Source organism: Xanthobacter pseudotagetidis, from assembly GCF_043194795.2.
In the GTDB taxonomy this organism is placed as follows: Bacteria; Pseudomonadota; Alphaproteobacteria; order Rhizobiales; family Xanthobacteraceae; genus Xanthobacter; species Xanthobacter tagetidis_A.
In genome coordinates this window covers 4050753-4074282 of the sequence record NZ_CM195534.1, presented here as the reverse complement: position 1 = coordinate 4074282, position 23530 = coordinate 4050753, and the positions used below count along the sequence as shown (strand labels likewise).

The window sequence follows — 23530 nt, the reverse complement described above, 5'->3', positions numbered from 1 at the left end:
TCCGGCAGGTTCAGAAAGTGACGGTGAATGACTTCACATAGCCCTTGCCGGGGACGGCCTTGCCCGAGGCGGCGGTCTCGAGCGGCGCGACCACCTCGGAGGGATTGTCCGTCCCGTCCTCGACCGCCGTGTCCACGTGCACCTTGTAGCCGGCGTCGATCATGGCATCGGCGAGGTCGAGGGTGATCTTCAGCGTCTTGCCGGAGCCGATGCTGGCGCCGGTGATGCCGTCGATCTCCGCCGCCCGTCCGCCCGAGGCGCGCTGCCAGTCGGAGAGGTGGCGATAGTATTTCGCCTTGCCGCCGGCCATCCAGAGCGTGCCCTTGTAGGCGCCGGCGGCGTCGGTGACATAAAGCGCCACATAGGCACCGTTGCCGCCGTAAGCCTTCAGCGTGGTCTCGAAGGTGACTTGCCGGGCCTCGGCGAGCACCGGAGTGACGAGGGCGGCGGTGGCCGCCACCGCGGGAAGGAAAAGCTTCATCGGTCTGTTCCTTGGAAAGAGAGAGGAGAGGATCGACTGGCGCTCACTGCACCTCGACCTTCGGGCGGGCCTTGCCCTGGAACAGGCCGTTGTCGGGCACCGGCGCGGCGGGATCGGCCGGACCGGTCTGCTGGACCGCGCCGCGGCGGTCGCCCGTGTCGTTGTCATCGTCGTCATCATCTTCGTCGTCGGCGTGGTGGCTGCGGTCGTGATGCCCATCGCCGCGCGCCCGGTCGCCGTGTTCCCGGTCGTCGCCGGCGAAGCGGAGGGGACCGTCGGCGGCGGAGCCTTCCGGTTCCTGGTGGCGAACATGGACGCCATGGTCCTGGTGCTCGTCCTGCGTCGCGGCCAGGGCGACGCCGAGGCCGGCCGTGGACAGGAGAAGGGCCGTTCCGATCAGGGTGCGTGTCTTCATGGGAGCCTCCCGGCAGGTGTTGACGAGGGCACCTTCGCGCCCGCACCTGACGGCGGCCTGAAACGGATCGGGCCTTGCGTTCAGCTTCCCGTCAGGATCGCGGCGGGGCGGGAAACCGCACCGTGGCGCAAAAGCCGTCCGCCGCACCGGGGATCGGCGAGGCGAGGTCGAGCTCCAGTCCCGCGCCCCGGCAGATGGCGGCGGCGATGGCGAGGCCGAGGCCGGAGCCCGCCGCCTCGGTCGGCCCCCGCTCGAACGGGCGCAGCAGCGCGCCGAGCCGGTCGGCCGGCACCGCCGGGCCAGGGTTGGAAACCTCGAAGCGATCCGGGCTCAGGCGCACCTCGACGGTGGTGTCGGGCGCGCCATGCTTCAGGGCGTTCTCGATGAGGTTACGGGCGAGCACCGCAAAGGCATCCGGGTCGAGATCGCTGGGCGGACCGCCGTCGGGCGGGATCGTCACCACAAGGTCGGCGCCTCGGCCGGTCTGCCGGTCGATATCGGCGACCACATGGCGCAGCACCGGCGCCAGCGGGGCGGGCGTCTCGGCGAGAAGGCCGCCGCCCTCCGCCTTGGCGAGCTGCAGCAGCTTCTCGGACAGGCGCGAGAGGCGACGCAGGGCCCCCGCGATGGCGCGGGCCCGCTCCTGTCCCGGGCCGTCGGGCAGCTCGGCGATGAGGCGCTGGGTCTGGGCCAGCGCCGCTGCGATGGGGGTGCGCAATTCGTGGGCGCTGTTGGCGGCAAAGCCGCGCTCCGCCTCCAGGGCGCCGCGCAGGCGCTCCATCAGCGCGTTCACCGCGGCGGCGACCGGCGCCATCTCCTCCGGCAGGCCGTCCGCCGCCACGGGAGTGAGGTTGCCGCGCCCGCGCGCCGCGATGGCGTGGCGAAAGGCGAGCACCGGCTCGAGGGACAGCCGGACCGTGAGCCAGACAGCGGCCAGCGCGATGGGCACCAAGGCGACAAGCGGCCAGAGCAGCGCCATCACGGCTCGCCGCACCGCCGCGGCGCGGTGGCCGAGATCCTCCGCCGTGGTGACGACGATGGTGCCGCGCACCGCCGCCTCGGTGTAGGTGCGCAGCCGCGCCGTGTCCTGGAACCCGGGCGCGAGGCCGGAGGGAATGTCCATGAGCTCGGCATCGCTGGACTGGAGCAGCACGCGGCCCTCGCCGTCGCGCACCACATAGGTGATGTATTCCCGGTGGGGGCCGACGGGCGCCATGTGCTGCGGGGCGGCGCCGTCCTCACGCGCCAGCAGCTCGGAATAGGCGAGCGGCAGCACCCTCTGGGCCACCTCTTGGAGGGCGCTGTCGAACACCTCGTCGATCTCGCGGCGCAGCACCAGCCCCGCCACCGTCGCCGCGGCGAGCCACAGCGCGGCGACCGAGACCGCCAGCCACAGGCCGAGCCGCCGGCGCAGGCTCCACCGGCGCGGCCCACGGGGGCCGTTCACGCGCCGGCTCCCGGCGTGCCGAGGCGATAGCCCATGCCACGCACGGTCTCGATGACATCGGTGCCGAGCTTCTTGCGCAGGCGGGCGACATAGACCTCGATGGTGTTGCTCTCCACCTCGGCATCGAACGAATAGAGCCGCTCCTCCAGTCGCGGCTTCGACATGAGCTGGTGCGGCCGCTGCACGAACGCCTCGAACAGGGACCATTCCCGGGCGGTGAGCGCCACCGGCTGCCCGGCCCGCCGCACCGAGCGGGCGGCGAGATCCACTTCGAGGTCGCCGAGGGTGACGAGCGGGTTCGGATTGCCCGCATAGCGCCGGCCGACCGCACGGATGCGGGCGGAGAGCTCGAACAGGTCGAACGGCTTCACCAGATAGTCGTCGGCCCCGGCGTCGAGGGCGGCGATGCGATCGGAGATCTGGTCGCGTGCGGTGAGCACGATGACGGGCGTCGCGTCACCCGAAACCCGCAGCCGCTTCAGGAAGTCGAGCCCACGCCCGTCGGGCAGCATCAAATCCAGCAGGATCAGCTCGAAGACGGCAGCACGGATCGCGTCCTCGGCCGCGCCGAGGCGCGCCACCCAATCGGCTGAATGTCCCTCCGCGACGATCTGGTCGCGCACGGCCATGCCCAGGACGGGGTCGTCTTCGACCAGGAGGATGCGCATCTGGTCCCTCGGTGTGCGGCGTGCCAACTTAGCGCGGCGCGTCGCGCGGTGGGCCGGAGAATCCGCAGCGGCGTTCAGCTGGATGTCAGGCGCGCGTGCTCTGTTGTCAACCGGAGGGCGCGAGCGGGAGAGTGCGCGGTGAGACGTTCAGGGTTGGCGGGTGTCCTGCTCGTGGCGGCGTGTCTCGCGGCGGGACCGGCGGCGGCCGGCCGCGACTGCAGCGTGCCCCTCGCCGACTGGCAGCCCCGCGAGGCGCTGCAGAGAAAGCTCGAGGCGGAGGGCTGGACCGTCGTGACCATCCGCTCCGACGACGGCTGCTACAAGGTCTTGGCCACGAATGCCCAGGGCGCGCGCCTGAAGGCCAAATATGACCCCGCCACCCTGGAGCGCGTCCGCCGCCAGCATGAAGATGAGGACGACTGAGATAGCGGATCGGGCCGGCGTCGGCGGGTCGTGCACAGGCTGCTACTGCCCAGGGGAAAAGTCACCATGATCAGACGCTTCCTGTCCTATTCGATCGATGCCGGCGTTCCGCACCGCTCGTTAATGGTTGCCGTCGTCGTCGGCTCGATCCTCAATCTCATCAACCAAGGGGACGCCATTTTCGGCGGCGGCACGATCAGCTGGAGCAAGATCGGGCTGACCTTCCTCGTGCCGTACTGCGTCGCTACCTTCGGGGCTGTCTCCTACCGGATTCGCCAGGAGCGCGTCGTGCCCGCGTCCGCACGCCCCTGTCCCGAGCAGCCTTAATCCCCGCGCTCTGCGATGGGGGCACCGGCCATGCGACTTCCGGGTCCGACCGGCCCGGATGAGGGCATGCCGGCAACTTTCCACAGGCAGCGTCAGCGATCCGTCAGCTTCGTCTGCGAGATTGCGGCCGTGCAGCACAACCTCTTTCCGGAGCGTCCATTTCCTCCTTTCTGGCCTGCGTAGGCTCTAACGCTCTGATCCTGCCACAAACTGCTCCGTTCTCGGCCTTCCCACAAAGAGGCGATCCTTTCCCGATGCCGACCGTTTCGCATGTCGAAAAACACTTCACCGGCTCGGAGATGGTGCGCGATGCCGTCATCGGCATGTCCGATGGCCTCACGGTCCCCTTCGCTCTGGCCGCGGGCCTGTCGGCGGCGGTGAGCGACACCAGCGTGATCGTCACCGCCGGCCTCGCTGAGATCGCCGCCGGCGCGATCGCCATGGGGCTAGGCGGCTATCTCGCGGCGCGCACGGACATGGAGCATTTCAAGGCGGAGAAAGGGCGTGAAGCGTGGGAAATCGAGCACAAGCGCGATTTCGAAATCCGCGAGGTGAGGGAGATCTTCGAAAACTACGGCATCACGGGCGCGCCCCTGAACACCCTGGTCGACGCCATCAGCGCCGATCCCCGGCGCTGGACCGACTTCATGGTGCGCTTCGAGCTCGGCCTCGATGCACCGGATCCGAAGCGCGCCCTGGTGAGCGCCGCTACCATCGCCACCGCCTATCTGGTCGGCGGGTTCATTCCCCTGGCGCCCTACATTGCCCTGCCGAGCATCACCGATGCCTTGAGGATATCCGTCGTCACCACGGGCATCGCCTTGGCCGTCTTTGGAGCGGTGAAAGGTCGCTTCACCGGGGTCAATCCCCTGAAGTCCGCCGCCCAGACGCTGGTGGTGGGCGGTCTCGCGGCTAGCGCTGCGTATTGGCTGGCGCACCTCCTCGGTTAACGAGGAATGAATAACGAACGCGAGCCTCCACCATAGCTAGAAATCTGTTCCAGCAAGGAGTTGGAGGGAGTAATTTTAAAGGGATTCACTTAGCTCATGGCTATGGCGACCCGCATAGTCACCATGGTGCCGCTGATCAGGACCACCTTGTGGCTCCAGTCGAATTGGTGGGCTTCGCCAGCTGCGAAGCCCAGGAGCACGAAAGCCGTGGCCGTCACCGCCGCCTGCGCCCGCCGGGAGATGGTGTACACGGTGAAGCCGTATATGGCTTTGAGTAACTTGCGATCGTCGCCTCCCTTGTCGCTGCGTCGCGACCGGCAGGCGCGGGAAACTTCCAGCGCCACCGTTTAATCTTCGTCCGTCATCCGTGTCAGCATCGTCGACCTTGCCAAAAGCCGACCCGCTATGAATCACGCAAAACACTTGAAACTAAGCTCTAGGTCAACTGGCTAAGACACCTCCATACTCCCTAGTAAACCTAAGCGATCAGAGGTTTGATTTGCCAATTGAACTACGTGATCTGCGTTGGGCTACGGTGACGGCTGGGCACCCTAGCATCAGGCAGGCGGCCGAAGCGTTGAATGTCAGAGAGTCTACGCTCAGCCGCCGCTTGCGCGACTTGGAAAATCGGCTCGGTGCGGATTTGTTCGAGAGAACGGCCAACGGAACGCAGCTCACAGCGACGGGTGAGGAGTTCATCGCGCTAGCACAACACATTCTGGCAGCAACAGATGCGGCGTTTGCACGGATGAAGGCACGCGGACAGGGAGAACGTGGCGAACTCGTTGTTGGCATCTGTTCGGCGCTTTCCGTTGGCAATCTGAGCGTAATACTGGCGGAACACAATCGGCAGCACGATGGGGTGGAAGTGCGCAGCGTCGAGGGCTCGCGCACAGCGTTGCTCACTGAACTTGCCTCAGGTAGCATCGACGTTTTCTTGTCCGCGGCTAGTCCATCTGCTTGGACCGATCCATCCCTGCCACTTTGGAATGAGCAGATCGTTGTTGCGCTTCCAGTGGGCCATCGTCTTTGCTCGAAGGCAGTTGTGCGTGGGGCGGATCTTGCCCGGTCCCGAATCCTGGTCAACCGACGTGATCCTGGGCCCGACTATGAAACACTGCTGCGCGGCCGGCTCGGTGATCGATGCCGCTGCGCCTTCGTCGGCCATGATGTCAGCCTGGATCGCTTGTTGGGGCTTGTCGCAGCAGGTCTCGGGTTGACGCTGGTCTCGGAAGGAGCGACTACGGCTATCCATTCTGGGATCACCTATCGCGAATTGCACGATGACGACGGCCCAGTCCGCATCCGGTTCGCCGCCTATTGGAAAGAGACCAATCGAAACCCCGCGCTGCGCCCCTTCCTCGACCTGCTGCGCGAGCGCTATTCCGATACGGCTCCGTCCTTCTCGTCGGAATGAGCGAACCGCCCGCGCTTGGCTTTGGCAAAACCGCGATCGGTGGCGATGAACCGCTCCAGCATCGGAGCGATCAGCCGAGACGGATCACCGACTGGCTGGCCCGTCTCGCGGGCCAACACCTGCGCATAGGCAACCAGGTCGCGGTGGAGCCCGGCGGGTAATTCCAACGTGACCTTGACCGGCTTGTCGTCCGGAATTGGACCCAGCTTCAGCTTCGTCATGATCAACCTCCGTAGGGTTCCAGGACCAGGTCGCGCGTGACGATGACCCTGACCGGGAAGCCCGGGCGAATCGTCAGCGTCGGTGGCACATTGAGTTGCCGGCGGATGATCTGCTGACCAGCATCGTTGATGGTGTCCTGGCCGCCGTTCCGGATGGCGCGCAACAGGCGATCCTCGTCGTCGACGGCGAGCTCGGCGCCGACGCTGAGAAGAGTGGACAGCGCGGCGGCCTTGGCGAGATCCCACCAGTGATAGTCGACGCCGTCCTCGAGGCCCGCATAGCCCTGGGTGTCGGCGCCGGGCTGGCGCTCCAGCACGATCGAGCGCCCGTTGGGGAAGATCAGCCGGTTCCAGACCAGCAGGACGCGACGCTGGCCGAAGCCGACATCGTTGCTGTACTCGCCAACAATGCGCGTGCCCTGGGGGACGAGGAGGATCCGTCCGGTCGGGCTGTCGTAGATGTGCTGCGTCACCTGGGCGGTGATTTGGCCCGGAAGGTCCGAGCGAATCCCGGTGATGAGCGCGGCCGGGATGACGGCACCGGCCTGCAGGACATAGGGTGAGACCGGCGCCATCACTCGATCCGGTGCGACGGTCCTGCGGTCGACCGCGGCATTGAGGAAGTTGAGCTGTCGGTCCTGCGCGGACGGGGCCGCTGGGAGGCCATTCAAGCTGGCCCCACCTGCCATGCCGGAGGGGCCGGCGAGCGCGGATGCCGTCGCCCCCGATCTCGCCTCGGTCTGGAAGAACACCCGGGAGGTTCGCGCTGCCTCCTGTTCGGCATGGCGGCGCTGCTCCTCCGGATCGACGGTGGCGGCCGGCATGGTCGTCGGGACGACCGGCTGCCCCCGGCGCTGGGCATCGACGATGGGCCGGCCGAGGTCCCCCGGCAAGGGAGGCCCGAGGATGGGACCCGTATAGTCGCGCGGGAGACTGGCGAGACCGTCCGCAGCCGGTCGGTTCTCGGTGGAGTAGAGTTCCCCCGGGGCGTTTCCGGCGGTCCGGGTCTGCAGGGCATAGATGAGCGTTCCGCCCAGCCCCAGGCCGGCGACGAGGCCGACGCCGGCGAGCACCTTGCGGGAGATCCGGGTCACCCGGGGAGGCTCCGCCCGCAGCCGCATGGGCGCGGCGGCCTCCTCGCGCGGACTGACCTGATCGGGCGCTGGGGTGTCGGTCATCAGGCGGGCCTCCCGTCGGTGCGCACGATCCGGACCTTCTGCTGGCGCTCGCCGCTGCCGAGGCGCAGCTCGGCGGCGCCGAACAGGCGGTCGACGATCAGGATGTTCTGGTGGATGCGGCTGTTGACGATCTGCGCCTCGCCTTCGGGGCCGATGACGAAGATGGGCGGCATTTCCCCCTGCACGATGCCGCGCGGGAAGACCACATAGATCCGCCGCCCGTCGTCATACACCTCGTCCGGGCGCCACGGTGGCGTGTCGCCGGTGAGGCCGTAACGATAGTTGCGCGCCTCGATCGCGGGGATGAGCGGAGCCGCGGGAACAGCCTGCCGCTGGGAGGCTGGCGGCTGCGAATAGGCCCAGGCCACCGCCGGCATGTACGGCTTCTCGCCGGAGCGCAGCTCGATCATGTAGGTGCGCCGATCGGTGGTGAGGACGAGGTTGGTGGTGATGTCCGGGCGCGTCGGCTTCACCAGCACGTGGACGCGCCGGGTCGCGCCCGATCCACTCTCGGTGTCGCCGATCACCCAGCGGGCGGTGTCGCCGGCGGCGATGGGCCCCGAGCCGGTCAGGCTCTCGCCGGGCTCGAGGGCGATGTCCGTGATCTGCCCGGGCGCGGCATAGACCTGGTAGAGGGCGCCCTCGCTGAAGGGAAAGATCTGGATGGCGTTGTAATAGCCCTCCTTCTTCGGCTCGACGCGGGCGGCGGCATTGGCGTTCTCGACCCGGGCCGCTGGGGCGCCGACGGCCGCGCCACCCCGGCTCGGGGTCCAGGCCGGCGGGATGTGCAATGGCCGCGGGCGCCCGTCGGCCACGGCGGGAACCGCCGGAAGCGGCGGCACGTCGGCATCGTAGCTGATCTCGGGCGGCTTTTGCGCCGTCGCGCAGCCGGCGAGCGCCGATGCGGACAGGAGCAAGGCCGCCAATACGGGTGTGCGGAAACCTGTGTTTCCGACTTTACGGAACGGCGGCGTCATTGGGCGAGCTCCCGCGACCAGCTGATGGCGTTGACATAGATGCCGAGGGGATTGGCGCGCAGCTTTTCGGCGTCGCGCGGCGCCTGCACGACGATGGTGAGGATGGCGGTCCAGCGCGCGGTGTCGGCCAGCGCCCCGTCCTGATAGCGGCGCTCGCTCCAGGCGATGCGGAAGGAATCGCCAGAGGCACGGATCACGCTGGAGACGTCGACGGCGACCTGCTGCTTGCCCACCTTGGCGAACGGGTCGTTGGACCGGGCGTAGTCGTTGAGCGCCTGGGCGCCGCGATCGGTGGTGAACTGGTAGGCTCTGAGCCAGTTCTCCCGGACGATGACGGGATCTGCCGGCACGCTTCGCACCTGCTCGATGAATCGTGCCAGATGCCAGGCGATCTGCGGATCGCTCGGCCGGAAGTCGGCCCTGGCAGGGGCGACTGTCTGGGCCTGGCCCAGCTTGTCGACTTCGACCACCCACGGCACGACGGTGCCGCGGGCCGATTGCCAGACCAGGGCCGCCGCAAAGCCTCCAGACAGGATCAGGCAGCCGAAGGCCATGAGGCGCCAGTTCTTCGCCTGGACGCGGGCGGAGCCGATCCGCTCGTCCCAGACCTGGGCGGCGCGCTGATACGGTGTCTCCGGCTGCTGGGTCGTGCCGTAGTGGACCGATGGTCGCTTGAAGAGGCTCATGGTCAGTCGCTCCCGGACAGATTGACAGAATGCCCGCCGCCATGGCCGTCGCCGGAGCGCACGGCATGGGCGGCGGTCTGGACGCCGTGGCTCATTTGCTGGGAGCGGCGCATCCGTTTCGCCCAGCCGGGCGGGCCTTCGCGACCGGAGTCGGAAGCGCCCTCACTGACGGCTCCCGCGTCAGCCGCTGGGGAGTTGGGGCCGGCGGGCTCCGACACGGCGCGGGCTCCGGCGTCATAACTGGTGCGAAGCGATGCAGCCGCACGGGAGGCCGCGCGCTTCAGCGGAGAGACCGCAGCCCCGGCGCCTGCGGCAGCGACGCCTCCGAGACCGGAGGCGACCCCGGCGGCCCCGGTCTTTTCGCCGGCACCCTGGCTGTAGGCGGCCGACGCGCCGCCAGCGAGCGCCGCACCACCACGGGCAGCCGCGGCGGTGCCCGACAGGGCCGCCATGCCGCCGCGCAGGGCCATGCTACCCGCGGCGCCCGCGGCCATCATCGCGCCCCCTGCGGCAAGGCCGGTGCCGACCGCGGCGCCGGCGCTGAGCTGCGGGCCGCCGCTCACAAGGCCATTGGCGATGCCGGGACCAAAGATGCCGAGGCCCAGCAGGGACAGCGCGGCGAGCACGATGGCCATGGCCTGGTCGATGGTGGGCGTCGTGCCACCGAACCCGGCGGTGAACTCGGAGAACAGCGTCGAGCCGATGCCGATGATGACGGCGAGCACCAGGACCTTGATGCCGGAGGAGATGATGTTGCCCAGGACCCGTTCCGCCATGAAGGCACTTTTCCCGAACAGGCCGAACGGGATCAGCACGAACCCCGCCAAGGTGGAGAGCTTGAACTCCACGAGGGTCACGAACATCTGGACAGCAAGGATGAAGAAGGCGAGCAGCACCAGGGCCCAGGCCAGCAGCATGACGGCGATCTGGATGAAGTTCTCGAAGAACGAGATCCATCCCATGAGGTCTGAGATGGATTCCAGCAGCGGACGCGCCGCGTCGAGCCCGATCTGCGCCACCCTGCCGGGCCGAAGGAGGTCGGCCGTGCTGAATCCCGTCCCCGACGCCTTGAGCCCGAGGCCGGCGAAGCTCTCGAAGACGATCCGAGCGAGGCTTTGCCAGCTCGAGATCAGATAGGCGAAGACCCCGACGAAGAGGGTCTTCTTGATCAGCCGCGCCAGGATGTCGTCATCTGCGCCCCAGCTCCAGAACAAGGCGGCCAATGTCACGTCGATGACGATGAGCGTGGTGGCGATGAACGCCACCTCGCCACCGAGCAGGCCGAAGCCGGAATCGATGTAGCGGGTGAAGACCTCGAGGAAGTGGTCGATGACCCCGGTTCCGGTCATGGCTCAGGGGCCTCCTGACGGTTGCTTGCCTTCGGCGACAGGAAGCGGGCGCGGTTCTGCGCCCAGGCGGCGAGGCAGCCCGGATCGCGCCCACCGGCCTCGCCAAGCAGGGCGCAACGGTGCAACTCCTCTCGCAACGGATCCGGCTCCGCCCTTCCGGGTGGTCCGGCCAGGTGTGGGGCCGGCGCTTCCCCCTTCCGGGTCATTTCGATCGCCGTGGCCGTGATCACCAAAGCGACGAAGACCACGGCGCCGAGCCTCACGAGCATCCCGGTGTCCATGGCGCTGGCTCAGTTGTTGAACATGCGGGCGTTGCCGGGCTGGTAGCCCGTGCCCGGCGTCAGGAAGCGCCGGCGCTGCTCCCGGCCCTGGTCGGCCGCGGCGGCGCGCTCGGCCTCGGTCAGGGCCTGGGCCCGCCCGTTGGCGGCGAGAAGCGCCGTCAAGTCGGCGAGCTGCTGGGCCTGCAACGCGAGGAGCTGGTTGCCGGCCTGGGTCGCCTGCAGGGCACCGGTCGCGCCCTGGCTCTGGCCGACGAGGGCGTCGAGGGAGGACCGCTGGGTGTCAATATTGGACACGACAGTGGCCTGGACCCGCATGGCGTCCTGAAGCCCCGCCACCGAGGTCTGCCAGCGTTCCTTGGCCTGGGCGATGAGTTGCTGGTCGGAGGCGGTCAGCGCGGCGTTGCCATAGGTGGTCTGGAACGCCCGGTCCACGCTCTGGACGTCATAGGCAATGCGCTGCGCTTGGTTCAGGAGCTGCTGGGTCCGCTGGATCGACTGCTGGATCTGTTGGAGCGAGGAATACGGCAGGGCCGCGAGGTTGCGCGCCTGGTTGATGAGCATCTGGGCCTGGTTCTGCAGGCTGGTGATCTGGTTCTGGATCTGCTGGAGCGCCCGGGCTGCCGTCAGAAGGTTCTGGGCATAATTGTTCGGGTCGAAGACCACATATTGGGCTGCAGCAGGTTCGATCAGCACGGGGGCAAAAGCACCGGCACCCGTGAGAAGCACAGCGCTGATGTGCAGGGCGCGCGACGGGGAGAGGACAGGACGGCTCATGGCAGGGCCTCCGGATCGGAAACGAGATTGACGAGATCGGGAATGAGGTCGGCGGCCCAGGCGAGGCCGCGGGCGGCGAGCCATTCTTCCAGGAAGCGGCCCGGCTCGGCGCGGGCCTCCACCTCGGAAATGAGGGCCTGATCGGATTTCGAGGAGGCCGCGCACAAAGCGAGGGCGATCTCGGACAGACCAAGCTCGAACAGGCGATTGCCGCGCCGCGACTGGCAGTAATAGTCCCGCTTCGGCGTCGCCCTTGCGATCAGTTCGATCTGCCGGTCGTTCAGCCCGAAGCGGCGGTAGATGGCGGCGATCTGCGGTTCGACGGCCCGGTCGTTGGGCAAGAGGAGCCGGGTGTGGCAGCTGTCGATGATCTCCGCCGCGATCCGGCTCTTCTCGATCTGGGCCAGCGATTGGGTAGCGAAGATGACGGATGCATTCTTCTTGCGCAGCGTGACCAGCCATTCGGTGAGCTGCTTCGAGAAGCCCGCATCGCTCAGCGCCAGCCAGCCCTCGTCCACGATGATGAGAGTGGGCCGGCCGCCGAGGCGGTGGGTGATGCGGTGGAAGAGATAGGAGAGCACCGGCGCCGCGGCACCAGTCTCGATGAGGCCCTCGGTCTCATAGACCTGGACCGCGGCCTCGCCGAGCTCTTCGCTCTCTGCATCCAGCAGCCGGCCATAGGGACCGCCCACGCAATAGGGCTGGAGGGCCTGCTTGAGCGGGTTGGACTGGAGAAGAACGGCGAGGCCGGTGAGTGTCCGCTCATGGACCGGCGCCGAGGCGAGCGAGGCCAGCGCCGACCAGAGGTGCTCCTTGACGTCGGGGGTGATCTCGATGTTCTCGCGCGAGAGGATGGACACCAGCCAGTCGGCGGCCCAGGCGCGCTCGGGAACATCCTCGATGCGGGCGAGCGGCTGCAGCGACACGGATGTGATCGAGCCATCGGTGAGGCGGCCACCGAGATCGTGCCAGTTGCCGCGCATGGCCAGGGCGGCGGCGCGGATCGAGCCGCCGAAGTCGAAGGCAAAGACCTGGGACCTAGCGTAGCGTAGGAACTGCAACGCCATCAGCGCCAGCAGCACGGACTTGCCGCTGCCCGTCGGGCCGACCACCAGCGTGTGGCCCACATCTCCCACATGAAGGGAAAACCGGAACGGGGTCGAGCCTGCGGCCTTGCCGAACAGCAAGGGGGGAGCGCCGAAGTGCTCGTCCCGTCCCGGCCCCGCCCACACGGCGCTGAGGGGGATCATGTGGGCGAGATTGAGGGTCGAGACCGGCGGCTGGCGGACATTGCCGTAGAGGTGTCCGGGCAAGGTGCCAAGCCAGGCATCGACCGCATTGATGGTCTCGGTGATGGTGGTGAAGTCGCGGCCCTGGAGGATCTTCTCCACCGCTCGGAGCTTCTCGTCGGCGGCGCGGGGTTCTTCATCCCAGACCGTCACGGTGGCGGTGACGAAGGCGATGCCGGCGAAATCCGCGCCGAGCTCCTGCAGAGCGAGGTCGGCATCCATAGCCTTGTTGTCGGCGTCGCTGTCGACGAGGACCGAGGCCTCGTTGGTGAGGACCTCCTTCAGGATCGCGGCGATGCTCTTGCGCTTGGCGAACCACTGCCGCCGGATCTTGGTCAGCAGTCGGGTCGCGTCTGTCTTGTCGAGCAGGATCGCCCGCGTCGACCATCGGTAGGGGAAGGCGAGCTGGTTGAGCTCATCGAGGATCCCCGGCGTGGTGCTGCTGGGGAAGCCGACGACGGTGAGGATGCGCAGATGGGCTTTGCCCAGCATCGGTGCGAGGCCGCCGGTCAGCGGCTCGTCGGCGAGGAGAGCATCTAGATACATGGGTGTCTCGGGCACACGGACGCGGTGCCGCTTGGTCGAGACGCAGGCGTGCAGGTAGGTCAGGGTCTCGCTGTCATCCAGCCACCGGCATTCCGGCATGGTGCCTTCGAGGAGCTGGAGGACCCGATCTGTGCGGTCGATGAACGACCGCAGGACGTCGTGGGGATCGACGCCGGCCTGCTCCCGGCCCTCGTAAAGCCAGCTCTCGGTGCGCGCGGCATCATCCGCCGGCGGCAGGAAGGCGAAGGTGAGGACATAGCTCGATTCAAAGTGGCGACCGGCCTCCTCGAAATCGGCCTTGCGCTCGGCCTCCACGAGGGCAGCCGCAGCATCCGTGAACACGCTTGAGGGATAGGCTCCTGCGGGATAGCGCTGCGCCTCGACGAAGATGGACCAGCCGGAGCCGAGGCGCCGGAACGCGTTGTTGAGGCGGCCGGCGAAGGCGATGAGCTCGGCGGGCACCGCGCTGTCGAGGTCCGGTCCGCGGAACCGGGCCGAACGCTGGAAGCTGCCGTCCTTGTTGAGGACGACGCCCTCGCCCACCAGCGCGGCCCAGGGCAGATAGTCGGCGAGGCGCGCGGCGGTGCGGCGATATTCGGCAAGGTTCATCATGGGAGGCGCTCACACCGACAGGTGGCTGGAGATGCGCAGGTGGCGCCGGGTGACTTCGACGAACATGGGATCGCGCCGGGCGGCCCACACGGCCGCGAAATGACCGATTGCTCCAAGCGCGACGCCGACAAGCCAGAGGCGCAGGCCGAGGCCGAGGGCCGCCGCCAGCGTGCCGTTAAGAATCGCGATGCTGCGTGGGGCGCCGCCGAGCAGAATGGGTTCGGTCAGCGCGCGATGGACCGGCACGCAATAGCCGGGCAGCTCGGCGGAGGGATCGGTCAGGGAGGTCATCAGATGGTGACCCCGCCGCCGAATGAGAAGAAGGACAGGAAGAAGGAACTGGCGGCGAAGGCGATGCTCAGGCCGAAGACGATCTGGATGAGCCGCCGGAAGCCCCCCGAGGTGTCGCCGAACGCCAGGGTCAGGCCCGTGGTGATGATGATGATCACAGCGATGATCTTGGCGACGGGTCCTTCCACCGAGGTCAGGATCTGCTGCAGCGGCTGCTCCCACGGCATGGAGGAGCCGGAGGCATGGGCAGCGGGCGCCAGCATGGTGCTGGCGAGGACACCCAGGGTTGTCGAAGCAAAGTGACGAAGGCGGCGGGCACTCTGGATCATGAGGGTTCTCCGGGCTGGTGGGAGGTTTCGGCAGGGGTGACGAGGTAGTCGCCGGTTGGCCCGAGCCCCTCGACGCGGGCGAGCTCGGCAAGGCGCCGAGCCGAGCCACGCCCAGTGAGCACCGCGACGAGGTCGATGGTCTCGGCGATGAGGGCGCGGGGCACCGTAACCACGGCTTCCTGGATGAGCTGTTCGAGGCGGCGCAAGGCGCCGATGGCGGTGCCGGCGTGGATGGTGCCGATGCCGCCGGGATGGCCGGTGCCCCAGCACTTGACGAGATCCAGCGCCTCGCTGCCGCGCACCTCCCCAATGGGAACGCGGTCGGGGCGCAGCCGCAGGGACGAGCGGACAAGGTCGGACAGCGTGGCGACGCCATCCTTGGTGCGCAGCGCGACCAGATTGGGCGTCAGGCATTGCAGCTCGCGGGTGTCCTCGATCAGCACGACGCGGTCGGAGGTCTTGGCGACCTCGGCGAGGAGCGCGTTGGTCAGCGTGGTCTTGCCTGTGCTCGTTCCGCCGGCGACAAGGATGTTGCGGCGCTCGGCGACGGCGAGGCGCAGCACCTCAGCTTGTCCCGCTGTCATGATCCCCGCGGCAACATAGGCGTCGAGGCCGAACACGCCGGAGGCTGGCTTGCGGATGGCGAAGGCGGGGCCCGTCGTGATCGGCGGCAGCAGGCCCTCGAACCGCTCCCCGGTTTCCGGCAGCTCGGCGGAGACGCGCGGCGCGTTCGCATGGACCTCCGCACCCACATGGTGGGCGACGAGACGAACGATGCGCTCGCCATCGGCGAAGGAGAGCTGCTCCCCCGTATCGGCGAGGCCCTCGGACAGGCGGTCGACCCACAGGCGCCCGTCCGGGTTGAGCATGACTTCGACGACGGAGCCGTCTTCCAAGAAGCGTCCGATGGCGGGTCCGAGCGCGGTGCGCAGCATGCGTGCACCGCGCTGCGTCGCCTCGGAATTACGATGTGTGGCCCCCATTACGTCCCCCATCGACAGGGGACGCCACCTGCAATCCCCGGATCGGGGATGATTAAGAGAGCCGGAAATCAGGCCGGCTCAACACATTTCGGTCGTCGTAGGGCTGTGGCGTGCAAAGACAGGAGGGCGGCGGAAATGAGGTGTTGATCTGTTCCGACTCACCGTTGACTGGATCCTGATCGAATCACGATCCGCACGTGGTTTTGAGAGCGGCCGCCCTAACACCCCCACGACCTGTTAGGCGGCATTGGTGGAACGTCAGACGGCGAGAACACATCCCGTGTTTCAAGCTGGGCCCCTTGTAACGTTCTCGATGCGTTCCTATCATCAAGGCCAGAATCTTAGGGAGCTCTGGGCGAGATGCGGCAACTGGAGGTGGAGAATAAGCTTCGCGACGTTGTCAGCCGGATCATCCTGCAGGTCGAACTAGCGACGTCCCAGGGGCGGACGGACATCAACCTCGCCTTGGAGGATTCGTTCATCCCCATCCTCAAGTCGGTCTACAACCTCCCCAACCTCATCAATCTGAACCGGAAGCAGAAGAATTTCCCCGGCATCGATCTTGGCGACGATCACGACCGGGTGTGCTTCCAGGTCACCTCGACCACGTCGCTCGACAAAGTAAAGGCCACCATCCGGCAGTTTATGGACCGGGCCTACTACAACAGCTTCGACGAGCTTTTCATCCTGATGCTGACGAAGAAGCAAGCGTCGTACAGCCAAGGCGCGATCACCGACATCCTGAACGGCCAGTTCACCTTCAACTGCAAGAAGCACATCATTGACCTCGCCGATCTCCTCGGCCTGATCGCGGGCCTGAGGCTCACTGCGCAAGAGCGTGTGCTGGAGGAGTTTCAGCGCATCCTTGGCGAAGTCGATGCCTACATCTCCTACAGCTTGGATAGCGTGGCGGCTCCGATCGCCATCACTTCCAATCTCCAGCACATCCGCCTGCCCGATGCGGTCTACGTCGCCGAGCTCACGATCAACGATAAGGACGTCATCGCTCAGGCCCGCAAATCGCTGTCCTACAAGGGTAAGGCTCGGGACAGGAACTCGGTCGTTAGGATGGCTCTGCTCCTCAACGACATGCACACCGATGCTTGGGTCTGCCACAACAACAAGCTGTTCACCTTCCACGATATGGAGGCGAGCGGCCTTATTAGCATCGTGGACGATGGATCAATCGAACGGCTTGACGTCTCGGATCTCGCCGACTCGCTCGAGGTCGACAACGTCAACGTGCTCAGGCAACTCCTCGCCGCTGAGACCCGAGAGCTGCTCAAGACGCGTCACGTCCGAATGCACCCTGTAGACCGCTTCTTCTATTTCGTTGCCGCAGAGGAAGGGCAGACAGAGCGCCGAGAGGCCTGGATCGGAAAACGGAACGCGATCTGACGCGTCTACGAGGTGAAACGGTCGAAGAAGGACCCGACGAAGGTTGCGCATCACCAGCACCTCTCGTTCGAGCTCACTTTCGCGAAGCTGGGGGACGACTGGTACGCGCAGATCGTTCCCAGCTGGTTCTATTCCTTCGACGGCTACCGGCAGTCGAATTGGCATGACGACCTTCTCTCCCAGCAGAAGCGGCTTGAGCACAATATGAGCGTCCGGAACCAAGTGCGCTTTATCGCCTACTTCCTCGCGAACACAGGGGATGACGACGGCCTGAGCTTCCAGTCTCTCCTCGAATTCGACGTCGGGGATGATACCGACGACGTTGCAGACGACGATTTGGCCACCAGCCCCAACGCCGACGGGCAGGATAACGCTGCATGAAGCTCTTGACGCTCGCCGAGCCGCTCCTCGAGTTTGGCACCGGTACCCACATCTGTCCCCGCACCGGTATCGAGCACATGGGCGTCTACGATAAGCGGGACGAGCTGCGCCGGACCGAGTTGCGCATCGGCGTGGTCGGTCGCGGCGAAGGCGTCGATCTCCTCGACGAGTGGCTCGCTCAATGTCGGAACGGCATAGAGCGGAAAAAGGAGTCGCAGCTGCTAAACCTTTTCCGAGGTTTCGGGGGCATCAATCAGAGCTACGGATTCCTCACCCGGCTCATCAACTCGCCCCAGTATACACGTATCCTCCAGAAGTCCGAGATCACCGGCGTGGTAAAGCTGGCGTCTCGTGCTCAGCGCGTGGAACGCGCCGTCGAGCTCTACTATGAGCAGATTCGCTTCCTCGCTGAGAACCGTTCCGTCGATGTCATCGTCTGTGTCATACCCAACGAGATGTTCGACTCGGTCACGTCGTCGAAGGGCGACGAGGATGGCGAAAGCGAAATTGAAACTAACTTCCGCCGCATCCTGAAGGCGAAGTGCATGCACCTCGGCGTCCCCTTGCAGTTGGTCCGTGAGAAGACCATCCTCATCACTAAACAGGCCGGTGAGCAGCAAGATCCGGCCACAAGGGCTTGGAACTTCTGTACAGCCCTTTACTACAAGGGCAATCGAACTATCCCCTGGCGCCTCGTCGAGGACACGGCGAAACTGCGCTCGTGCTATATCGGTATCGGCTTCTATAAGAGCCGAGATGGCGAGACCATATCGTCGAGTCTCGCGCAGGTCTTCGACGAGTTCGGGCATGGAATCATCCTGCGTGGTACCCCTGTCTCTATAGACAAGAAGAACCGACACCCCTACCTGAACGAAGATCAGGCCTACGAGCTTTTGCGCGATGCGCTCGATGAATACGACCGGGCACTCCAGCACATGCCGGCTCGCATCGTGATCCACAAATCGAGCCACTTCCGCGACAGCGAGCGTAAGGGCTTCCTGCGCGCTCTCGATGAGAAGGGCATTCGCTCGAAGGACTTCGTCGCGATCACCGGCACCGACATCCGGCTCTTCGGTGACGGCGACTATCCGCCGAAACGCGGCACGATGCTTGCCATCTCCGAGACCGAGGGAGTGCTTTACACGCGCGGCACCGTTGACTTCTACAAGACCTATCCGGGCGCCTATGTGCCCAAGCCGTTGAGGGTTACTGTCTACGAGCAGGATTCGTCTCTCGAAAGCCTCTGTGAGGAAATCCTCGGCCTCACCAAGATGAACTGGAACAATACCCAGATGGACGGTCGTCTACCGATCACGCTGGAGTGCGCCCGCAAGATCGGCGATATCATGAAATACGTCAGCCCAACAGAGAAGCCGCAGGTTAGTTACAGCTTCTATATGTGACCGCTTCGGACGGAATCAGTCCGTCGGCCAGCGACATCGAGTTTCTGACCGATAATGCCGAAATAGGTTCTTGCGACAACGGCTCGACCTGTTCTCTGCTGGGCTGCGGCGTCTCCAAACACGAGATGACTGACCGCTGAGTAACCGGCGATGGGAGGTGAAGCCGAAGGTCCTCTTTCCGATGAGAAGGCAAGGTCCGCAGGTGGCGCAGGGCAAGCCTATATCCCACACAGCCATAGCGTTAATCACTTTCTCCCTCATGCGCTGGCATCGCTGGGGACCCGACATCATCCGGGATCTCATGCAGGAAGCTCTGTCCCTTCTGCAATCGCTTGCCGAGGGTCTCGACGAAGCCCTCATAGCGCTCCCGCCCCTTGATCTGCGCGGCGGCCTGGGCGTCGGGCGGCAGCGGCGGGGTGATGGTCAGCCAGAAGCGGATGTAGAGTGAGAGCGCATCGGCGGTGACGCGCACGTCGCGCTCGATGCGCTGGACCTGCCGTGACAGGCGATCGAGACGGCGGCTGAAAGCCGCCTCGCGCTGGTCGGCCTCGTCGGGCGACAGGAAGGAGGCCACCGCCGCCTCGACGATGGCCGAGCGGGGGAGCCTCTTGCGGTCGGCGAGCTCGTTGATGCGGCCGATCATCTCCGCCGGCAAAGTCAGGTTCAACCGATCGCGCATGGGATGCCTCCTAGAGGTCGATGCCGTCATGGGGGTCGAGCGCGGCCTGCCGGGCGACGCCGCGCATCCGCTGGCGCAGCACGCGGGCCTGCTGGGCAGTCTCGTCCGGCTCGTCATCGAGGACGATGGCGAACTCGTCCGCCGGTCGCGGCACGGTGGCCTCACTGGCGATGGCAACGTGCTCCGGCAGCTCGGGCTCCCGGCGGAGGCCACTATTGGCCTTGTCCTCGGCCTTCTCGATCTCCGCCACGAGCGCCACGTCGGGCCTCACGGGCGCCAGCGCCGACCATCTGTCGGTGCGGGACGTGCGCGGGATCCTTGCAGGATCAGGTGGCGGCAGGATCCGCTCGGTGAAGCGTCGGTCCTCGAAGTAGCGCGCCTTCTTCGCCCGGACCGGCGGCGCCGCGGCGACCATGACAATCTCGTCGGACGGTGGGAGCTGCATGATCTCGCCAGGCGTGAGCAGTGGGCGCGCCGTCTCCTGCCGGGAGACCATGAGATGCCCGAGCCAGGGGCTCAGCCGGTGGCCGGCGTAGTTGCGCATGGCCCGCATCTCGGTGGCGGTGCCGAGGGCATCGGAGATGCGCTTGGCCGTCCGCTCGTCATTGGCCGCGAACGAGACGCGGACATGGCAGTTGTCGAGGATGGAATTGTTGGCCCCATAGGCCTTCTCGATCTGGTTGAGGGACTGGGCGATGAGGAAGCTCTTGATGCCATAGCCGGCCATGAAGGCGAGGGCTGACTCGAAGAAGTCCAACCGCCCCAGGGCCGGGAACTCGTCGAGCATCATCAGGACGCGATGGCGGCGGTCCCTGGCCTGAAGGTCCTCGGTCAGGCGCCGGCCGATCTGGTTCAGGACGAGACGGATGAGGGGCTTGGTCCGGCTGATGTCGCTGGGCGGAACGACCAGATAAAGCGAGACCGGCCGTTCGTCTGCGATGAGGTCGGCGATGCGCCAGTCGCAGCGCCGGGTGACCTCGGCGACCACGGGGTCGCGGTAGAGGCCGAGGAAGCTCATGGCGGTGCTCAGCACACCGGAGCGTTCATTGTCCGACTTGTTCAGCAATTCCCTTGCGGTCGAAGCCACCACGGGATGTGGCCCCGCTTCGCCGAGATGCGGAGTGGTCATCATGGCCCGGAGCGCGGTCTCGATGGGTCGGCGCGGATCGGAGAGGAAAGCCGCCACCCCGGCAAGGGTCTTGTCCTGCTCGGCGTAGAGCACATGCAGGATCGTCCCGACCAGGAGTGAGTGGCTGGTCTTCTCCCAGTGGTTCCTCTTGTCCAGGGAGCCTTCCGGGTCGACCAGCACGTCGGCGACGTTCTGCACGTCCCGCACTTCCCATTCGCCCTGGCGGATCTCCAGCAGGGGATTGTAAGCGGAGGAGGCGGGATTGGTGGGATCGAACAGCAGGATACGGCCGTGCCGGGCCCGGAAGCCGGCGGTGAGCTGCCAGTTCTCGCCCTTGATGTCGTGGACGATGCAGCTGCCGGGCCAGGTCAGGAGCGTGGGCACGACGAGGCCGACGCCCTTGCCGCTCCGCGTCGGGGCAAAGCACAGCACATGCTCGGGACCATCATGGCGCAGATAGTCCCGGCCGAGCCGGCCGAGCACCACACCGTCGGGACCAATGAGGCCGGCCGCCTTCACCTCGTGCGGCTCGGCCCAGCGCGCTGAGCCATAGGTGGCGACGGCCTTGGCCTCGCGTGCCCGCCACACCGAAAGGGCGATGGCGGCGGCGATAGCGATGAAGCCGCCGGACGCGGCGATGATCGCGCCCCTGCCGAAGATACCGGGGGCATAGGCGTCATAGGAGAACCACCAGGCGAAGAAAGCCGGCGGGAAGTAGACAGGCATGCCGGCGAGCTCGAACCACGGCGGCCCCAGCTGGGCCTGGAAGCCGAGCTGCCAGGCGACGTACTGGGTCGCGCCCCAGGTCGTGGCGAGCACGATCAGGCAAACGACGATGATCTGGCCCCAGAGGATCTTGGTGGCGGACATGAGAGCGCCCCTTTGTGAGCATGGGTAGTAGCTAGAGCCCGAGGTCGCGCTTGCGGCCGAGGCTCCACTCGATGCCGCCACCATCCTTCGCGGTGCCGGTGACATGCTGGCCGAGCTTCTTCTCGATCTCCCGCGACCAGGGGACGAGCTGGAAGCCGAGGCCATCATCGATCATGGCGTAGCGGCCGGAGGCCAAGGTCAGGCGCTGGCGGTAGATGCCGGCGACGTGCTCGCCGGCTGCGGACGTGAGGAGCGGCAGCCCTGTCTCGCCTGAGAGCTGCGCACCCACGGCGTCGAGCTCGCGCCGGCGCAGGGTGGCGAGGAGATCTCGCTGGAGGATGATGCGCTGGCCCTGCCGGCGGGCGAGCCCTTCCGCGACGAGGTGCTCGGCGCGGGCCTGCATCGCCGCTCGCGCCTCGCGTCCGAAGCCACCCAAGGCCAACGCCAGGGGCTCGCGCTCGACGAGGCGGTGATCGAGCCAGGTGGCCCCTCGCGCCGTGACCTGGCGGGTGAGATCGAAGTCGGAGCGGGTGGCGAGCACCAGGGTCGGATGAGCATCGTCGGCGCCGCCAAAGCGGCGGACCTCAACGATGCCGCCGAGAGGTGGCGCATGCGCGAAGGCCTCGACGCCGGGGAAGCGGACATGGTGGGCGCGGCCATCCACACCGTCGATCACGGCATAGGCCTCGCCGGTCAGCTCGTTGTGGAGGCCCTTGTCTACCAGCCGGCCGATGATGGGGGAGGATGTGTCCGGGCCGTCGATCACATAGTCGGCGACACCGCGCTCCCGGCCGCGCTCGGTGAAGGCGCGGTGCATGGTCTTGATGATGTCGCCGCGCAGGCCGAGGTCGCGCAGGTGCCGCTCGGCCTCGAGCCCCACCATCCACTCGCCGGGGCCTGCCGGAGCGGCGAGCCCCATCTTCTCCAGATGCTGGAGCCGGCCGATCATCAGGCGCCGGATCTCGGGATCGGCGGGGCTGGGTGTCTGCGGCCTGAGGTCGAGAGAACCCAGATCGTCCGCCGCGAGCCGGATCTCTCGGTCGAGCCGGGTCCAGCGCTCCGCGGTCACCTCCTGCTCGAGGGCGTTGCGGATCTCATGCTCGGGCTTGCGGCCGAGCTCCAGGGAGACGAGGTCCTCCGCCCGGGAGCGCAGGCCCCGGCTGATATAGTCGCGGGAGATGATGAGGTCGGCGCCGGTCTCATCCACCCCGCGCAGCAGCAGATGGACATGGGGGTTGTCGGTGTTCCAATGGTCCACCGCGACCCAGTCGAGGCGGCTGCCGAGATCGGCCTCCATCTGCCGCACGAGATCGCGGGTGAAGGCCTTGAGGTCGGTCATCTCGCCGGCGTCCTCCGGCGAGACGATGAAGCGGAAATGGTGCCGGTCGTCCTCGCACCGCTCCGCGAAGGCGAGGTCGTCGGCCCGGTCCGAGGCGGCGTCGAACATCACGCCCTTCTCCCCGTCACGGCTCACCCCCTCGCGCTTGAGATAGGTGAGGTGCGCCGACAACGGCGCCGAGCGGAAGGACCGTCCCTTGTGGCGCACGACGCGGGCCTTGACCACGACCCGGCGGGCCGGGCCGAATAGGCGCGAACGGCCGAAGCTGCCGCGGCCCCGGCCGAAGGTCGAGCGGCCGTAGCCGGAACGGCCCGCCCCGCCCGGTGAGGCGCCCGATGTGTGGCCCGCCTTCTGGGCGGCCCGCAGCACCTGGTTGATGAAGCTCTTCGGACGCGGGGCTCTGGTCGAGCGGATGCGGCCGGGCCGGATGCGGATGTCGCTGTCACCCTCGCTCATGGCAGGCCCCTCGGCGGCGCCAAGAAAGGCTCGTGCATGCGGGAAGCTTGTAATCCCTCATGAAAACCGGGCAGCATGCCCGCGACCAACCGCCATGCACGGAAGAATGCAAGCCACGTCAGTGGCTTGGCGCGATCCGGGCATGGGCTTTTATCTCGCCCTCCTAATCGGTCGTGTTTCCACTGTTCTTGCCACCCCGCCCTTTCTATCCAGGAGCGCGCGTCAGGCCCC

26 protein-coding genes are annotated in these 23530 nt (G+C 66.7%); 7 read left to right on the top strand and 19 right to left on the bottom strand.

Annotated elements, in window-relative coordinates; genetic code table 11:
- Positions 1-10: 10 nt before the first annotated feature.
- The 4 genes from V5F67_RS18730 to V5F67_RS18715 all read right to left on the bottom strand — a co-directional run bounded on the left by V5F67_RS18730 (position 11) and on the right by V5F67_RS18715 (position 3011).
- Positions 11-481: a DUF2271 domain-containing protein gene (locus V5F67_RS18730; protein ID WP_394020774.1), complete on the bottom strand. Its 471-nt coding sequence runs from the start codon at positions 479-481 to the stop codon at positions 11-13.
- A gap of 43 nt (positions 482-524) precedes the next feature.
- A complete protein-coding gene (locus V5F67_RS18725; protein ID WP_394020775.1) occupies positions 525-896 on the bottom strand; it encodes a hypothetical protein in 372 nt (123 codons plus the stop codon).
- A 91-nt stretch (positions 897-987) separates the two neighbouring features.
- Positions 988-2343, bottom strand: a complete 1356-nt coding sequence (locus V5F67_RS18720) for an ATP-binding protein (protein WP_394020776.1) — start codon at positions 2341-2343, stop codon at positions 988-990.
- Positions 2340-3011, bottom strand: coding sequence for a response regulator (locus V5F67_RS18715; RefSeq protein WP_394020777.1), 672 nt, complete (start codon positions 3009-3011; stop codon positions 2340-2342). The genes V5F67_RS18720 and V5F67_RS18715 overlap by 4 nt, the downstream gene beginning before the upstream one ends.
- Positions 3012-3149: 138 nt before the next feature.
- Between V5F67_RS18715 and V5F67_RS18710 the strand changes: the two genes are divergently transcribed.
- From V5F67_RS18710 to V5F67_RS18700, 3 genes are all read left to right on the top strand, one after another.
- On the top strand, positions 3150-3434 hold the full coding sequence (locus V5F67_RS18710) for a PepSY domain-containing protein (RefSeq protein WP_394020778.1): 285 nt from the start codon (positions 3150-3152) through the stop codon (positions 3432-3434).
- A gap of 66 nt (positions 3435-3500) precedes the next feature.
- Complete coding sequence (gene nrtS, locus V5F67_RS18705) at positions 3501-3761, top strand: nitrate/nitrite transporter NrtS (RefSeq protein WP_394020779.1); 261 nt, start codon at positions 3501-3503, stop codon at positions 3759-3761.
- Between the two features lie 254 nt (positions 3762-4015).
- On the top strand, positions 4016-4711 hold the full coding sequence (locus V5F67_RS18700; protein WP_394020780.1) for a VIT1/CCC1 transporter family protein: 696 nt from the start codon (positions 4016-4018) through the stop codon (positions 4709-4711).
- Positions 4712-4800: 89 nt separating this feature from the next.
- On the opposite strand, the gene V5F67_RS18695 is transcribed toward V5F67_RS18700, so the two are convergent.
- On the bottom strand, positions 4801-5055 hold the full coding sequence (locus tag V5F67_RS18695) for a hypothetical protein (protein ID WP_394020781.1): 255 nt from the start codon (positions 5053-5055) through the stop codon (positions 4801-4803).
- Positions 5056-5210: 155 nt separating this feature from the next.
- Between V5F67_RS18695 and V5F67_RS18690 the strand changes: the two genes are divergently transcribed.
- Positions 5211-6128, top strand: coding sequence for a LysR family transcriptional regulator (locus V5F67_RS18690; RefSeq protein ID WP_394020782.1), 918 nt, complete (start codon positions 5211-5213; stop codon positions 6126-6128).
- Here V5F67_RS18690 and V5F67_RS18685 read toward each other — a convergent pair.
- From V5F67_RS18685 to trbB, 11 genes are read right to left on the bottom strand one after another with little or no spacing between them, the layout of a single operon-like run.
- On the bottom strand, positions 6092-6349 hold the full coding sequence (locus V5F67_RS18685) for a DUF2274 domain-containing protein (protein WP_394020783.1): 258 nt from the start codon (positions 6347-6349) through the stop codon (positions 6092-6094). The genes V5F67_RS18690 and V5F67_RS18685 overlap by 37 nt on opposite strands.
- 2 nt (positions 6350-6351) lie before the next feature.
- Positions 6352-7527 carry a TraB/TrbI/VirB10 family type IV secretion system protein gene (locus tag V5F67_RS18680; protein ID WP_394020784.1) on the bottom strand — a complete coding sequence of 392 codons (1176 nt, stop codon included), beginning with the start codon at positions 7525-7527 and terminating at the stop codon, positions 6352-6354.
- Positions 7527-8504, bottom strand: coding sequence for a P-type conjugative transfer protein TrbG (gene trbG / locus V5F67_RS18675; RefSeq protein WP_394020785.1), 978 nt, complete (start codon positions 8502-8504; stop codon positions 7527-7529). Before trbG ends, V5F67_RS18680 begins: the two co-directional genes overlap by 1 nt.
- Positions 8501-9190, bottom strand: coding sequence for a conjugal transfer protein TrbF (gene trbF, locus V5F67_RS18670; protein WP_394020786.1), 690 nt, complete (start codon positions 9188-9190; stop codon positions 8501-8503). The genes trbG and trbF overlap by 4 nt, the downstream gene beginning before the upstream one ends.
- A 2-nt stretch (positions 9191-9192) precedes the next feature.
- Complete coding sequence (gene trbL / locus V5F67_RS18665) at positions 9193-10539, bottom strand: P-type conjugative transfer protein TrbL (RefSeq protein WP_394020787.1); 1347 nt, start codon at positions 10537-10539, stop codon at positions 9193-9195.
- Complete coding sequence (gene trbK-alt, locus V5F67_RS18660; RefSeq protein WP_394020788.1) at positions 10536-10820, bottom strand: putative entry exclusion protein TrbK-alt; 285 nt, start codon at positions 10818-10820, stop codon at positions 10536-10538. Before trbK-alt ends, trbL begins: the two co-directional genes overlap by 4 nt.
- Before the next feature lie 9 nt (positions 10821-10829).
- Positions 10830-11594, bottom strand: a complete 765-nt coding sequence (gene trbJ, locus V5F67_RS18655; protein WP_394020789.1) for a P-type conjugative transfer protein TrbJ — start codon at positions 11592-11594, stop codon at positions 10830-10832.
- The gene (gene trbE, locus V5F67_RS18650; protein ID WP_394020790.1) at positions 11591-14041 is read right to left on the bottom strand and encodes a conjugal transfer protein TrbE; all 2451 of its coding nucleotides are present in this window, start codon (positions 14039-14041) and stop codon (positions 11591-11593) included. Before trbE ends, trbJ begins: the two co-directional genes overlap by 4 nt.
- A gap of 9 nt (positions 14042-14050) precedes the next feature.
- Positions 14051-14332 carry a VirB3 family type IV secretion system protein gene (locus V5F67_RS18645; protein WP_394020791.1) on the bottom strand — a complete coding sequence of 94 codons (282 nt, stop codon included), beginning with the start codon at positions 14330-14332 and terminating at the stop codon, positions 14051-14053.
- On the bottom strand, positions 14332-14661 hold the full coding sequence (locus tag V5F67_RS18640; protein ID WP_394020792.1) for a TrbC/VirB2 family type IV secretion system protein: 330 nt from the start codon (positions 14659-14661) through the stop codon (positions 14332-14334). The genes V5F67_RS18645 and V5F67_RS18640 overlap by 1 nt, the downstream gene beginning before the upstream one ends.
- Positions 14658-15644, bottom strand: a complete 987-nt coding sequence (trbB, locus tag V5F67_RS18635) for a P-type conjugative transfer ATPase TrbB (protein WP_394020793.1) — start codon at positions 15642-15644, stop codon at positions 14658-14660. Before trbB ends, V5F67_RS18640 begins: the two co-directional genes overlap by 4 nt.
- A gap of 360 nt (positions 15645-16004) precedes the next feature.
- Here trbB and V5F67_RS18630 point away from each other — a divergent pair, with 360 nt between their 5' ends.
- From V5F67_RS18630 to V5F67_RS18620, 3 genes are read left to right on the top strand one after another with little or no spacing between them, the layout of a single operon-like run.
- On the top strand, positions 16005-17042 hold the full coding sequence (locus tag V5F67_RS18630) for an SMEK domain-containing protein (protein WP_394020794.1): 1038 nt from the start codon (positions 16005-16007) through the stop codon (positions 17040-17042).
- A 12-nt stretch (positions 17043-17054) separates the two neighbouring features.
- The gene (locus V5F67_RS18625) at positions 17055-17423 is read left to right on the top strand and encodes a hypothetical protein (protein WP_394020795.1); all 369 of its coding nucleotides are present in this window, start codon (positions 17055-17057) and stop codon (positions 17421-17423) included.
- Positions 17420-18826 carry an argonaute/piwi family protein gene (locus tag V5F67_RS18620; RefSeq protein ID WP_394020796.1) on the top strand — a complete coding sequence of 469 codons (1407 nt, stop codon included), beginning with the start codon at positions 17420-17422 and terminating at the stop codon, positions 18824-18826. Before V5F67_RS18625 ends, V5F67_RS18620 begins: the two co-directional genes overlap by 4 nt.
- Before the next feature lie 241 nt (positions 18827-19067).
- Here V5F67_RS18620 and V5F67_RS18615 read toward each other — a convergent pair whose 3' ends face one another.
- The 3 genes from V5F67_RS18615 to V5F67_RS18605 are packed head-to-tail and all read right to left on the bottom strand — an operon-like array spanning position 19068 to position 23299.
- The gene (locus V5F67_RS18615) at positions 19068-19505 is read right to left on the bottom strand and encodes a ribbon-helix-helix protein, CopG family (RefSeq protein WP_394020797.1); all 438 of its coding nucleotides are present in this window, start codon (positions 19503-19505) and stop codon (positions 19068-19070) included.
- Positions 19506-19515: 10 nt separating this feature from the next.
- Complete coding sequence (locus V5F67_RS18610) at positions 19516-21504, bottom strand: conjugal transfer protein TraG (RefSeq protein WP_394020798.1); 1989 nt, start codon at positions 21502-21504, stop codon at positions 19516-19518.
- A gap of 31 nt (positions 21505-21535) precedes the next feature.
- Entirely contained in the window at positions 21536-23299 is a 1764-nt protein-coding gene (locus tag V5F67_RS18605) for a relaxase/mobilization nuclease domain-containing protein (protein ID WP_394020799.1), read from the bottom strand.
- Positions 23300-23530 lie beyond the last annotated feature (231 nt).

Excerpts from the sequence above, each read along its gene's own strand:
- V5F67_RS18730 (WP_394020774.1), bottom strand. The coding sequence starts at position 481 with ATGAAGCTTTTCCTTCCCGCGGTGGCGGCCACCGCCGCCCTCGTCACT.
- V5F67_RS18725 (WP_394020775.1), bottom strand. The coding sequence starts at position 896 with ATGAAGACACGCACCCTGATCGGAACGGCCCTTCTCCTGTCCACGGCC.
- V5F67_RS18715 (WP_394020777.1), bottom strand. The coding sequence starts at position 3,011 with ATGCGCATCCTCCTGGTCGAAGACGACCCCGTCCTGGGCATGGCCGTG.
- nrtS (WP_394020779.1), top strand. The coding sequence starts at position 3,501 with ATGATCAGACGCTTCCTGTCCTATTCGATCGATGCCGGCGTTCCGCAC.
- V5F67_RS18700 (WP_394020780.1), top strand. The coding sequence starts at position 4,016 with ATGCCGACCGTTTCGCATGTCGAAAAACACTTCACCGGCTCGGAGATG.
- V5F67_RS18685 (WP_394020783.1), bottom strand. The coding sequence starts at position 6,349 with ATGACGAAGCTGAAGCTGGGTCCAATTCCGGACGACAAGCCGGTCAAG.
- V5F67_RS18680 (WP_394020784.1), bottom strand. The coding sequence starts at position 7,527 with ATGACCGACACCCCAGCGCCCGATCAGGTCAGTCCGCGCGAGGAGGCC.
- trbG (WP_394020785.1), bottom strand. The coding sequence starts at position 8,504 with ATGACGCCGCCGTTCCGTAAAGTCGGAAACACAGGTTTCCGCACACCC.
- trbF (WP_394020786.1), bottom strand. The coding sequence starts at position 9,190 with ATGAGCCTCTTCAAGCGACCATCGGTCCACTACGGCACGACCCAGCAG.
- trbL (WP_394020787.1), bottom strand. The coding sequence starts at position 10,539 with ATGACCGGAACCGGGGTCATCGACCACTTCCTCGAGGTCTTCACCCGC.
- trbK-alt (WP_394020788.1), bottom strand. The coding sequence starts at position 10,820 with ATGGACACCGGGATGCTCGTGAGGCTCGGCGCCGTGGTCTTCGTCGCT.
- trbJ (WP_394020789.1), bottom strand. The coding sequence starts at position 11,594 with ATGAGCCGTCCTGTCCTCTCCCCGTCGCGCGCCCTGCACATCAGCGCT.
- trbE (WP_394020790.1), bottom strand. The coding sequence starts at position 14,041 with ATGATGAACCTTGCCGAATATCGCCGCACCGCCGCGCGCCTCGCCGAC.
- V5F67_RS18645 (WP_394020791.1), bottom strand. The coding sequence starts at position 14,332 with ATGACCTCCCTGACCGATCCCTCCGCCGAGCTGCCCGGCTATTGCGTG.
- V5F67_RS18640 (WP_394020792.1), bottom strand. The coding sequence starts at position 14,661 with ATGATCCAGAGTGCCCGCCGCCTTCGTCACTTTGCTTCGACAACCCTG.
- trbB (WP_394020793.1), bottom strand. The coding sequence starts at position 15,644 with ATGGGGGCCACACATCGTAATTCCGAGGCGACGCAGCGCGGTGCACGC.
- V5F67_RS18630 (WP_394020794.1), top strand. The coding sequence starts at position 16,005 with ATGCGGCAACTGGAGGTGGAGAATAAGCTTCGCGACGTTGTCAGCCGG.
- V5F67_RS18620 (WP_394020796.1), top strand. The coding sequence starts at position 17,420 with ATGAAGCTCTTGACGCTCGCCGAGCCGCTCCTCGAGTTTGGCACCGGT.
- V5F67_RS18615 (WP_394020797.1), bottom strand. The coding sequence starts at position 19,505 with ATGCGCGATCGGTTGAACCTGACTTTGCCGGCGGAGATGATCGGCCGC.
- V5F67_RS18610 (WP_394020798.1), bottom strand. The coding sequence starts at position 21,504 with ATGTCCGCCACCAAGATCCTCTGGGGCCAGATCATCGTCGTTTGCCTG.
- V5F67_RS18605 (WP_394020799.1), bottom strand. The coding sequence starts at position 23,299 with ATGAGCGAGGGTGACAGCGACATCCGCATCCGGCCCGGCCGCATCCGC.